Here is an 11,676-nt window from a genome sequence, read left to right as displayed (position 1 = left end):
ACACACCCGGTCAGGTTTTCAACTTCGGATCGAGCGCATCACGCAACCCATCGCCCAACAGATTAAACGCCAGCACCGTCAGGAAAATGGCGAGGCTGGGAAAAATCGCCACATGGGGAGCAATCACCATATCCGCACGTGCTTCATTGAGCATCGCCCCCCACTCCGGCGTAGGCGGCTGCGCGCCCAGTCCGAGAAACGACAGGCTGGCGGCAGTGATAATCGAGGTGCCGATACGCATGGTGAAGTAGACCACAATCGATGAGACCGTACCCGGCAGGATATGGCGCATAATGATGGTCCAGTCCGATGCACCGATACTGCGCGCCGATTCAATGTAAGTCTGATGTTTGAGTACCAGCGTGTTGCCGCGAACCAAACGCGCAAACGCCGGGATACTGAAAATTGCCACCGCGACAATCACGTTACTCATCCCGCTGCCCATAATCGCCACCACGGCAATCGCCAGCAAGATGCCCGGAAACGCAAACAACACGTCGCAAACACGCATGGTGATACGATCCCACCAGCCTTCATAGTAACCGGCCAGCAATCCCAGCAAAGTCCCGATCACCGTTCCTATCGCCACGGAAAAGAAACCGGCAATCAAGGAAATACGGGTGCCGACCAGCACACGACTAAAAATATCACGCCCAAGCGAATCAACACCGAACCAGTGCATCAGCGATGGCCCTTCATTTAGCCGGTCATAATCGAAATAGTTTTCGGCATCAAAGGGGGCAATCCACGGGGCAATAAACGCCACCACGATCAATAGCAACACAAACACGCCAGCCAACATCGCCACGTGCTGACGCCGAAAACGTCGCCAGAATTCACGCCACGGTGTGCGCACCCGGTTTTCCGTCATCGTCGGCATGATTTTTAGTGCCGCCTCGCGTCGCCAGTTTTTCATTGCGACTCCTTACCTGTAGCGAATAGCCGGGTTGATCGCCGCGTACAACATATCGACAATCAGGTTAATCAGAATGAACTCCAGCGAGAACAGCAGCACCTCGGCCTGGATCACCGGGTAATCACGCATCTCCACCGAATCCACCAGCAGGCGGCCCAGACCAGGCCAGTTGAACACCACTTCCACCACAATCGAGCCACCCAGCAGAAAACCAAATTGCAGCCCCATCATGGTCACCACCGGAATCATGGCATTGCGCAGCCCATGTTTTGCAACCACCAGCGTTTCACGTACCCCTTTGGCCCGCGCGGTGCGCATATAATCTTCCTGCATCACCTCAACGAAGGAGGCACGGGTGAAGCGCGCCATCACCGCCGCAACGGCTGCGCCGAGGGTGATGGAGGGGAGGATGTAATGCTGCCAGCTGTCGGCCCCCACCGTTGGCAGCCAGCCTAAATCCACCGAAAAAATTTGCATCAGCAGCATGCCGAGGGCAAATGCCGGAAAAGAGATACCCGAGACCGCCAACGTCATACCGAGTCGGTCCGGCCAGCGATTACGCCACACCGCAGAGACGATGCCAATCACCATGCCAAACAGCACCGCCCAGACCATGCTGCTTAACGTCAGCCACAGCGTTGGAAAAAAACGCGTGGCGATCTCCTCGGAAACCGGGCGTTTCGAGACCATCGACTGACCAAAATCTCCCTGCACCGCATTCAGAATGAAGTGCCAGAACTGCTGGATCAACGGCTGATCAAGACCCAGTTCCTGACGTACCAAGGCCACCACCTGGGCATCCGCATCGGAACCGGCGATCAAGCGTGCCGGATCGCCCGGCAACAGGTGAACAAACAGGAACACCAGCACCGCCACAATCAGCAGCGTGGGAATCAGTCCCAGTAATCGTTTGAGAAAATAATTCAGCATGCGAAGTCCTGCACGGTGAGGGTCAGCCACGCGGGCTGACCCTCAGGGTTACTTCAGGTCGGCCTCATCAAAATTAAATGAGGTATCAGGCATGACGTAAAAACCGCTCAGGTTTTTGTTATTGGCAGACAGCAACTGTTCCACCACCAACGGAATCCACGGATGATCGTTCCAGATGCGATCCTGTGCATCTTTGTACAGTTTGGCTTTCTGCTCGCGATCGGTGGTTTTCAGCGCATCGGCCAGATCTTTATCAACCTGCGGATTGCTGTAAAACGCGGTGTTGAAGATAGCTGGCGGCCAGGAACTGGTGGCAAACAGCGGCGTCAACGCCCAGTCGGCTTCACCGGTCGAGGCAGACCAGCCAGTATAGAACATGCGCACCCCGCTCTCTTTCTGACCTTTGCTTTCCACTTCCGCCGCACGCTGACCGGCATCCATCGCCAGCACCTTCACTTTAACCCCAACCTGCGCCAACTGCTGCTGCGTGAACTGCAACACCTTCTGCGCCGTACTGTGGTTATGTGATGACCAGAGCGTGGTTTCAAAACCGTTCGGATAACCCGCCTCTTTCAGCAGTTCACGCGCTTTAGCCGGATTGTAAGCAATGGCAGGATACTTCTGCGCAAAATCGATAGCGGGCGGCACAATACCGGTCGCTGGCGTGGCATAACCGGCAAACGCCACTTTCGCCAGCGCCTGACGGTTGATGGCATACTCCAGTGCCTCACGTACCTTCGGGTTGTCGAACGGCTTTTGCGTCACGTTCAGGCTGATATAACGCTGCATGATCGACGGGGTGGTGACCACATCGAGCTTGCTGTTTTTCTCCAGCAATGTGGCCTGTTCGAACGGCACCGGGAAGGCAAAGGTGGCTTCGCCGGTCTGCAACATCGCCGCACGGGTGTTGTTATCCACTACCGGACGCCAGGTAATGCTGTCGAGCTTCGGATAGCCCTTTTTCCAGTAGCCATCCCACTTCTTCACTTTCACGAAGTCAGTCTGGTTCCAGGTGACAAATTCAAACGGCCCGGTACCCACCGGATGGAAACCAATGTCCTTGCCGTATTTTTTCAGCGCCGTCGGGGAAATCATCACCGCCGCCGGATGCGCCAGGTTATTGATAAAGGCCGAGAAGGGTTGCTTCAGGGTAATTTTCACCGTCAGCGGATCCACGGCCTCAGTGCTGGCGACATATTTAAACAGGTTATAACGCTTGAGGTGATTATCCGGGTTGCTGGCACGATCGAGGTTAGCCTTCACCGCCTCCGCATTAAAGTCGGTACCATCCTGAAACTTCACGCCCGGGCGCAGTTTGATGGTGTAGGTCAGGCCATCGCTGCTGGTTTGATAGCTCTCAGCCAGCACGTTGGTCAGCTTCATATCTTTATCGAAGCCAAACAATCCCTGATAGAAAGACTTCGCCACCGCCTGCGACAAGGTGTCGTTGGCATCGTAAGGATCGAGGGTGGTAAATGTTGACGCCACGGCAATCACCGCATCTTTCGCTGCCCAGGCCGGTAGCGCCAGCGCCGAACTTAACAACCCGGCAGTGATAACCCCTTTACGCATAATATGGTGCATCGTTATCGTTCTCCTGTAGTCCCTGTCTTTGCGCACACCAGCCGGTGACGCGGATGAGTTGCTGCTGTTCAGGTGCCGCTGATGGCATGACGGGCGACAAAATGGCCCGGTGCCACCTCAATCAATGGCGCGACTTCCGGCTCATCGCCCAACGGGCGGATCGGACTGGGGATTTCATCCACCAGCAACGCCCGTTCCCGACGCCGGTGTGCCGGATCGGCCACCGGCACTGCGGCCATCAGTTTTTTGGTGTAGGGATGGCGCGGCTGCTCAAACACCGCCTGGCGCGGCCCCATCTCCACTATCTGTCCGAGATACATCACCGCCACGCGATGGCTGATGCGTTCCACCACCGCCATATCGTGCGAAATAAACAGAAACGCGATGCCAAATTCGCGCTGCAAATCGAGCATCAGATTGATGATTTGTGCCTGAATCGACACATCCAGCGCCGAGACCGACTCATCGGCAATCACCACTTTAGGGTTCAGCGCCAGCGCGCGCGCAATGCAGATACGCTGACGCTGACCACCGGAAAATTCATGCGGGTAACGTTGCGCATGCTCCGGCAGTAAGCCAACGCGCTCCAGCAACCACGCCACGCGCTGCTCGGCCTGACGTCGGCTCATCGTCCGGTGCACCAGCAGCGGTTCCATAATGGAGAAGCCCACCGTCAGACGCGGGTCCAGCGAGGCGTAAGGATCCTGAAAGATAAACTGAATATCACGGCGTAAGGTGGCCAGCGCCCGCCCTTCCAGCGCATCAATGCGTTGTCCGTCGAAGGTGATGGTGCCGCCCTGACTGGCTACTAACCGCAGCAATGAACGGCCAGTCGTGGATTTACCACAGCCGGATTCCCCCACCAGAGCGAGGGTTTCACCGGCATAAAGATCGAAACTGACCTTCTCCACCGCGTGGACCCGTCGCTTCACCCGATTAAGCAAACCACTGCGGATATCGAAGCGCGTCACCAAATCACGCACCTGTAAAACCGGAGGGCGATCAACACGCACGGTATCCTGGGGCGTCTGGGCTTCTTCACGACCATCACGATGAATCAACGGGAACTTAGCCGGGAGCGGTTGTCCATTCATCGCCCCCAGTTTAGGCACTGCGGAAAGCAGCGCCCGGGTGTAGGGTTGCTGCGGCTGGTTAAACAGTTGCTGCACCGGCGCACGCTCGACCACATCGCCGCGATACATCACCTGCACCCGGTCCGCCATTTCCGCCACCACGCCCATATCGTGGGTGATAAAGATCACCCCCATTTGCATCTCTTTTTGCAGTACGCGGATCAATTGCAGGATTTGTGCCTGGATGGTGACATCCAGCGCGGTAGTGGGTTCGTCGGCAATCAGCAGCGCAGGTTTACAGGACAATGCCATGGCGATCATCACACGCTGACGCATCCCACCAGAGAGTTGATGCGGATAGCGCGACAACACGTTTTGCGCCTCGGGGATGCGCACCAAATCGAGCATATGGCGCGCTTCGGTCAGCGCCTGTTGATGGCTTTTCCCCTGATGCAGACGGATGGATTCGGCGATCTGTTCCCCGACGGTGAACACCGGATTCAGTGAGGTCATCGGCTCCTGAAAAATCATCGCCATATCCGCACCGCGTACACGACGCATCTGACTGGCGGGGGCACGCATCACATCCAGCAATTCGCCGTTACGCCGCCGCAGGGTGATTTCACCGCTAACCTCCCCTCCTGCCTGTTGGATCAACCGCATCAACGCCAGCGAAGTGACCGATTTACCGGAACCGGACTCCCCCACCAGCGCCAGGGTTTCACCACGATGCAGATCAAGCGAGAGCTGGCGCACCGCTTCGGTGATACGTCCTTCATGCTGGAAACTTACGTTCAGGTCCCGTACTGCCAGAACCTGGTCTGGCGTTAATTGCAGCTGCCGATCCGTCATGCCTGCTCCTTTAGCTATCGCGGTAAATGGCTACCTCAACTTCGCCGCCTACATACGCGAATCCGCGGTACATACCTTCACTGTTAAACGGCAACGCCACATTGCCTTCGCGGTCAACCGCAATCAGCCCGCCACTGCCGTCCAGCTCCTGGACTTTATCGTGAATCACACTGGCACTGGCCTGTTGCAACGTGCGTCCGGCATAACGCATTTGCGCCGCCACGTCATACGCCGCCAGCGTGCGGATAAACACCTCACCCGTGCCGGTACAGGAAACCGCCACCGTGTCGTTGTTGGCATAGCACCCAGCACCCACCAACGGTGAATCACCGACACGCCCTGCCTGTTTGTTGGTCATGCCGCCGGTGGAGGTCGCCGCGGCCAGGTTGCCGTGCACATCCAGCGCCACGGCACCGACCGTACCAAATTTACGATCGGGGTCCAGCGGGTCGTCACTGTGGCTCTGGGCTGCGCCGTCATGATCCAGCACCGCCTGATCGCTGCCAAGCGCCCGTTGCAGCTGTTCCCAGCGCTCTGGAGTCGAGAAGAAGTCTGCGGCGACCATCTCCAGCCCCTGCTGGGTGGCAAAGGCTTCAGCACCGGCACCGATAAACAGCACATGCGGGCTGACCTCCAGCACCGCGCGCGCCGCCAGCACCGGGTTACGAATATGGTTAACCCCAGCGACCGCCCCCACCTCCAGCGTGCGCCCATCCATAATGCTGGCATCCAGTTCATGTGTCCCCTGATGGGTAAACACCGCCCCTTTACCGGCGTTAAACAGCGGGCACTCTTCCAGCAGGCGCACCGCTTCGGTCACCGCGTCCATCGCGCTGCCGCCGTCGGCGAGAATTTGCTGACCGGCAGCGACAATCGCCGCCAGTTGCTGACGATAATAGTGTTCTTTTTCGGCGCTCATCGCCGCACGGGTGATCGCACCCGCGCCGCCGTGAATAGCGATAACTGCTTTAGTCATACCGGTTACCCTGTCAAGTAATCAGAACCAAAAACACTGATTTAGAATGGTTTTCATTATTTTTTGGCAACTTTCGAATATAGAAAGGCGTTCCCGCCTTGTAAAGAGAAACTGTGTTGCCGGGTCATAACCTTTTATTGTGGTTTATGCCTTTAAGTTTGACAAAAGCGTGAGCAGTGCCCGGTTTGCCTGGGGTGAAACACTATACTCACAGCAACGATGCTGGCGGAGAAACCCATGAACAGTTATACCCATGCCCTGGTGCTGGTTCAGGGTAATCAGGATGGCACATTACTGCTTAACCAGGCGGCGAAACTGGCGGAAAAACTGGCGATGAAAATCACGCTGGCACACATTAGCGATGATTATCGGGAGATGAATTATGTCTCGGATAGCCTGATGAATGATGTGGTGTCAGACGATGTGATTCGGGCGAAAGCGCTGATGAGCAAACTCTCCGCCAGCGTACCTGTGCCGGTTAAATGCCATGAACTGGTCACGCTACGGCGCTTTAAAGATGTGGAAAAATGCATTGCTGAACAACATATCGATTTAGTCATTGCCGGGCACCATAACCGTTTCATGGGGATCCTCACCTCCAATTCAATGGAATACATCAACCGCTTAAACATCGATGTGCTGATAAAACATTTGCCGTAATAATGCGGCGGCAGGCATTTGCCTGCCATAATAGGCAGCATCTGACATAACCAGGCTGATATGGACATGGAACCCTTTACTGCGGGCTTAATCTCCCTCGAAGACGCCCAGCAAAAAATGCTGGCGCAACTCACCCCGATTACCGACTCTTTGCAGGTATCGTTATTCGAAGCCGCCGGGCGCATCACCGCCCAGCCGGTATTATCGCCGCTGGATGTTCCCCCGTTCGATAACGCCGCGATGGACGGTTACGCGGTGCGTCTCGCCGATTGCACACCCGAACGCGTGTTGCCGGTTGCGGGCAAAGCCTTTGCCGGTGCACCGTTCAACGGGACATGGCCCGCAGGCAGCATCATCCGTATCATGACTGGCGCACCTGTCCCTGCCGGCTGCGAGGCGGTGGTGATGCAGGAAGAAACCGAACAACGTGACGGTGGGATAGTCATCACCGCGCCGGTCAAAGCCGGACAGCATATTCGCCGCAGCGGTGAAGATATTCAGGCAGGCAAACAGGTACTGGACGCGGGCGTGCGTCTCGGCGCGGCAGAGCTGCCATTGCTGGCCTCGCTGGGGATTGCTCAGGTCAGCGTGCTGCGTAAATTGCGGGTAGCGATTTTCTCCACCGGCGATGAATTGCAGGCCGTAGGACAACCGCTGGCAGCAGGACAGATTTACGATACCAATCGCTTTACCGTGTCGTTAATGCTGAACCGCCTCGGTTGCGAAGTGATCGACCTGGGTGTGATAGGTGACGATCCGCTGGCGTTGCGCCAGGCATTCAGCGAAGCGGATCGTCAGGCCGATGTGGTCATCAGCACCGGCGGGGTTTCGGTGGGTGAAGCTGACTTCACCAAAGCCATGCTGGAGGAGTTGGGGGCGATTACCTTCTGGAAGCTGGCAATCAAACCCGGCAAACCCTTCGCTTTTGGCCGACTCGCCAACAGCTGGTTCTGCGGCCTGCCCGGCAACCCGGTTTCAGCCGCAGTGACCTTCTATCAACTGGTTCAGCCGCTGCTCGGCACCCTCACCGGGCAGCAAGCGCCGTTGATGCCGCCGCGGTTACGCGCCCGCGCCAGCCAGCGCCTGAAAAAATCACCGGGACGTCTCGATTTCCAGCGCGGTATCTTCAGCCGGGGCGCAGACGGCATGCTGGAAGTGCGCAGCACCGGGGCGCAAGGTTCACATGTGTTCAGTTCCTTCGCACAGGCTAACTGTTTTATCGTGTTGGAGCGTGAGCGCGGCGATGTGGAAGCCGGTGAATGGGTGGAAGTCGAAGCGTTTAACAGCCTGCTGGAGGGATAAATGCACGCGGAGTTGAGCGATGAAGAGATGCTGCGCTACAACCGGCAAATCGTGTTGCGTGGCTTCGATTTTGACGGCCAGGAGCAGCTTAAAGCATCACGGGTGTTAGTGATCGGCCTGGGCGGTCTGGGCTGTGCCGCTGCGCCTTACCTCGCTGCAGCGGGCGTGGGTCAGCTTACCCTGCTGGATTTCGACACGGTTGCGCTGAGTAATCTGCAACGACAAATTCTGCATCGTGACAGCACCATTGGCATGGCGAAAGTGGATTCTGCCGCGCAGCAACTGGCCACCATCAATCCCCATTGCCAGTTAACAACCCTGCATGCGCAGCTGGATGATGCGGCACTGGGTAGCTTGATTGCCCGCCATGATGCGGTACTGGATTGCACAGATAACGTCGTCACACGTGAACAGATCAACCGCCTGTGCTGGCAACACAAAGTCGCGTTAATTTCGGCCGCCGCCATTCGTATGGAAGGCCAGTTAAGCGTATTTACCTGGCAACCCGGCACGCCTTGCTATCGCTGTATCAGCCGCCTGTTTGGTGAACAGGCACTGAGCTGCGTTGAGGCGGGGGTGATGGCACCGCTGGTCGGTGTTATGGGGGCGATGCAAGCGATGGAAGCCATCAAAGTGTTGACGGCATTTGGCACCCCGGCCAGTTCACGGCTGCTGATGTACGATGCCTTGAGTGCGGAGTTCCGCAACATGAAAGTGGCGCAGGATGCGCATTGCGAGGTGTGCGGGGGCACATAAAAAAACCGCCGCTTCCCGTTGCGGTGGGCGCGATAAATCGCGGCGCAACGGGAGGCGGCGGTGATCAGTCAGCCGGGTTACACAATGCCCTGGCTACGCAGATAATCTTCGTAGTTACCGGTGAAGTCCACCACGCGATCGCCTTTGATTTCCAGCACACGGGTTGCCAGCGAGCTGACGAATTCACGGTCATGCGAGACGAAAATCAGCGTACCTTCATACATTTCCAGCGCCATGTTCAGCGATTCGATCGATTCCATATCCAGGTGGTTGGTGGGTTCGTCCATCACCAGGATATTCGGTTTCTGCATCATCAGCTTACCGAACAGCATACGTCCCTTCTCACCACCGGACAGGACTTTGGCGGGTTTCTTGATGTCGTCCTGGCTGAACAGCAGTCGACCCAGAATGCTACGCACCGCCTGCTCGTCGTCGCCATCCTGTTTCCACTGGCTCATCCAGTCAAATACCGTCAGGTCATCGGCAAAATCGGTGGCGTGATCCTGCGCGTAATAACCAATGCGCGCATTCTCGGACCATTTCACGGTGCCGCTTTCCGGTGTCAGTTCACCCACCAGGGTTTTCAGCAGGGTGGTTTTACCAATACCGTTAGCACCCAGCACCGCCATTTTTTCCCCGACTTCCAACAGCAGGTTCAGGTTTTTGAATAGTGGGCCGTTATCAAAACCTTTCGTGATGGCTTCGACTTCCAGCGCATTGCGGAACAATTTCTTATCCTGGTCAAAACGGATATACGGGTTCTGACGGCTGGAGGCTTTGACTTCATCCAGTTTGATTTTATCAATCTGTTTTGCGCGCGAAGTTGCCTGACGTGATTTGGAAGCGTTAGCACTAAAACGGCTGACAAAAGATTGCAGATCGGCAATTTGCGCTTTCTTTTTCGCGTTATCCGCTAATAAACGCTCACGCGCCTGGGTCGCCGCGGTCATATATTCGTCATAGTTACCCGGATAAACGCGCAGTTCACCGTAATCCAGATCGGCCATATGGGTGCAGACCATATTCAGGAAATGGCGGTCATGCGAAATGATGATCATGGTACTGTTACGTTCGTTCAGTACCTGTTCCAGCCAGCGAATGGTGTCAATATCCAGGTTGTTGGTCGGTTCATCGAGCAACAGAATATCCGGGTTAGCAAATAATGCCTGTGCCAGCAACACACGTAATTTCCAGCCGGGCGCAATTTCGCTCATCGGCCCGTAATGTTGCTCTACCGGGATGCCCACACCCAGTAATAATTCCCCTGCGCGGGATTCAGCACTGTAACCATCCATTTCACCGTATTGCACTTCGAGGTCAGCAACTTTATAGCCTTCCTCTTCGCTCATTTCCGGTAACGCATATATCCGGTCACGTTCCTGCTTCACGGCCCATAATTCGTGGTGCCCCATAATCACGGTATCGAGCACGCTATATTGCTCAAACGCAAACTGGTCCTGACGCAACTTACCGATACGTTCATTCGGGTCGAGGGAAACATTTCCCGCGGTTGGCACCAGGTCGCCGCCCAGTATTTTCATGAAGGTCGATTTACCGCTGCCGTTTGCACCGATTAAACCGTAACGATTACCGCCGCCAAATTTAACGGAGATATTCTCAAACAGCGGCTTACTGCCGAACTGCATGGTGATATTGCTGGAAACTAACACGGCATTGACCTTTGTTACGCAGTGGAGGAAAAAACAGCGGGCATTATGCCAGAAGCAGGCACCGGGATGCCACCATTGCGCAGATCAGGCGCAACAACCTGTTGTTTATCCCCCCAATAAAAAAGCCGAAGGTGATGTCACCTTCGGCTCCCGCTTACAAGGATTGTGCAGATTATTTGATCAGGAAGCTGTCGAGGCTTTTGCCTGCGTCCAGTGCCTTTTTAATCGCGGCTGGGGTACGGCCCTGACCGGTCCATGACTTCTCTTCACCGTTTTCATCAGTGTAAGAATATTTTGCCGGACGTGGTGCACGCTTGGCGCGTTTTTTACCGGTTTCCAGGGCACCCAGTAATTCGTTCGGATCAATGCCGTCAGCCAGCAACATTTCGCGGTATTTAGACAATTTCTCTTCTTTTTCGCGATTCTGCGCTTCTTCAGCTTCTACTTCTTCACGACGCTCGGTCACGACGACGGTTAATTTTTCCAGAATTTCTTCCAGGTCAGCCATCGGCAGCTCACGAGCCTGCGCACGTAATGTGCGAATGTTGTTCAGAACTTTAAATACGTCACTCATCACAATGTCCTTGCTTAAGGGGGTTTAAATAAACTGTAGTGGCAAGATTACCCAATTCAAATAAAAAAATAAATTAATTTTACAACGCGGATAATTCCTAAGGTGGGAGGATATTGATTGCCTGCTTGATTAAACCAGGTGGACCGCTTTATTTACCCCAAATTAACGCTGACAACTTGTACCTCGGGCAGAAAACTGCATCGTTTTTCAGACGATATTCTTTCTGCCGCAGAAGTGAGCACAAAGGTAAACAAAGATTAATGGGATGACGAAAACATGTTTTTAGCCTTACGATTTTTATTTAACGCATAACCTGACTACGTCACATTTTCACGCCACACAGACATAAAAAAGCCGGTATTTCACCGGCCTGTGTCACATTT

General features: G+C 55.3%; 10 protein-coding genes. 3 read left to right on the top strand and 7 right to left on the bottom strand.

Annotation, left to right across the window (positions count from 1 at the left end):
* Nucleotides 1–10: 10 nt before the first annotated feature.
* The 5 genes from gsiD to PAT9B_RS06455 all read right to left on the bottom strand — a co-directional run bounded on the left by gsiD (nucleotide 11) and on the right by PAT9B_RS06455 (nucleotide 6,331).
* Nucleotides 11–916 (bottom strand): glutathione ABC transporter permease GsiD, encoded by a 906-nt coding sequence (gsiD, locus tag PAT9B_RS06475; protein WP_013508456.1) that lies wholly within the window; start codon nucleotides 914–916, stop codon nucleotides 11–13.
* A 9-nt stretch (nucleotides 917–925) separates the two neighbouring features.
* Nucleotides 926–1,846, bottom strand: coding sequence for a glutathione ABC transporter permease GsiC (gene gsiC / locus PAT9B_RS06470; protein ID WP_013508455.1), 921 nt, complete (start codon nucleotides 1,844–1,846; stop codon nucleotides 926–928).
* 48 nt (nucleotides 1,847–1,894) lie between these two features.
* On the bottom strand, nucleotides 1,895–3,430 hold the full coding sequence (gene gsiB, locus PAT9B_RS06465; protein ID WP_013508454.1) for a glutathione ABC transporter substrate-binding protein GsiB: 1,536 nt from the start codon (nucleotides 3,428–3,430) through the stop codon (nucleotides 1,895–1,897).
* Nucleotides 3,431–3,498: 68 nt separating this feature from the next.
* Nucleotides 3,499–5,355, bottom strand: coding sequence for a glutathione ABC transporter ATP-binding protein GsiA (gsiA, locus tag PAT9B_RS06460; RefSeq protein ID WP_013508453.1), 1,857 nt, complete (start codon nucleotides 5,353–5,355; stop codon nucleotides 3,499–3,501).
* Nucleotides 5,356–5,365: 10 nt separating this feature from the next.
* Nucleotides 5,366–6,331 carry an isoaspartyl peptidase/L-asparaginase family protein gene (locus tag PAT9B_RS06455; RefSeq protein WP_013508452.1) on the bottom strand — a complete coding sequence of 322 codons (966 nt, stop codon included), beginning with the start codon at nucleotides 6,329–6,331 and terminating at the stop codon, nucleotides 5,366–5,368.
* Nucleotides 6,332–6,568: 237 nt separating this feature from the next.
* Here PAT9B_RS06455 and PAT9B_RS06450 point away from each other — a divergent pair, with 237 nt between their 5' ends.
* The 3 genes from PAT9B_RS06450 to moeB all read left to right on the top strand — a co-directional run bounded on the left by PAT9B_RS06450 (nucleotide 6,569) and on the right by moeB (nucleotide 9,049).
* A complete protein-coding gene (locus PAT9B_RS06450) occupies nucleotides 6,569–6,991 on the top strand; it encodes a universal stress protein (RefSeq protein WP_013508451.1) in 423 nt (140 codons plus the stop codon).
* Nucleotides 6,992–7,057: 66 nt separating this feature from the next.
* A complete protein-coding gene (gene moeA, locus PAT9B_RS06445) occupies nucleotides 7,058–8,293 on the top strand; it encodes a molybdopterin molybdotransferase MoeA (RefSeq protein ID WP_304413507.1) in 1,236 nt (411 codons plus the stop codon).
* Nucleotides 8,294–9,049: a molybdopterin-synthase adenylyltransferase MoeB gene (gene moeB, locus PAT9B_RS06440; RefSeq protein WP_013508449.1), complete on the top strand. Its 756-nt coding sequence runs from the start codon at nucleotides 8,294–8,296 to the stop codon at nucleotides 9,047–9,049.
* Nucleotides 9,050–9,126: 77 nt separating this feature from the next.
* On the opposite strand, the gene PAT9B_RS06435 is transcribed toward moeB, so the two are convergent.
* Entirely contained in the window at nucleotides 9,127–10,719 is a 1,593-nt protein-coding gene (locus tag PAT9B_RS06435) for an ABC-F family ATPase (protein WP_013508448.1), read from the bottom strand.
* A 172-nt stretch (nucleotides 10,720–10,891) separates the two neighbouring features.
* Nucleotides 10,892–11,293: an H-NS family nucleoid-associated regulatory protein gene (locus tag PAT9B_RS06430; RefSeq protein ID WP_013508447.1), complete on the bottom strand. Its 402-nt coding sequence runs from the start codon at nucleotides 11,291–11,293 to the stop codon at nucleotides 10,892–10,894.
* Between the last annotated feature and the right edge of the window lie 383 nt (nucleotides 11,294–11,676).

Origin of the sequence: Pantoea sp. At-9b, assembly GCF_000175935.2 — a bacterium.
Lineage (GTDB): Bacteria > Pseudomonadota > Gammaproteobacteria > Enterobacterales > Enterobacteriaceae > Pantoea.
This window is presented reverse-complemented; position numbering and strand designations above follow the sequence as displayed.

Bases quoted from the DNA above. Each gene is read 5' to 3' on its own strand.
- gsiD (WP_013508456.1), bottom strand. From the start codon at position 916: ATGAAAAACTGGCGACGCGAGGCGGCACTAAAAATCATGCCGACGATG.
- gsiC (WP_013508455.1), bottom strand. From the start codon at position 1,846: ATGCTGAATTATTTTCTCAAACGATTACTGGGACTGATTCCCACGCTG.
- gsiB (WP_013508454.1), bottom strand. From the start codon at position 3,430: ATGCACCATATTATGCGTAAAGGGGTTATCACTGCCGGGTTGTTAAGT.
- gsiA (WP_013508453.1), bottom strand. From the start codon at position 5,355: ATGACGGATCGGCAGCTGCAATTAACGCCAGACCAGGTTCTGGCAGTA.
- PAT9B_RS06455 (WP_013508452.1), bottom strand. From the start codon at position 6,331: ATGACTAAAGCAGTTATCGCTATTCACGGCGGCGCGGGTGCGATCACC.
- PAT9B_RS06450 (WP_013508451.1), top strand. From the start codon at position 6,569: ATGAACAGTTATACCCATGCCCTGGTGCTGGTTCAGGGTAATCAGGAT.
- moeA (WP_304413507.1), top strand. From the start codon at position 7,058: ATGGAACCCTTTACTGCGGGCTTAATCTCCCTCGAAGACGCCCAGCAA.
- moeB (WP_013508449.1), top strand. From the start codon at position 8,294: ATGCACGCGGAGTTGAGCGATGAAGAGATGCTGCGCTACAACCGGCAA.
- PAT9B_RS06430 (WP_013508447.1), bottom strand. From the start codon at position 11,293: ATGAGTGACGTATTTAAAGTTCTGAACAACATTCGCACATTACGTGCG.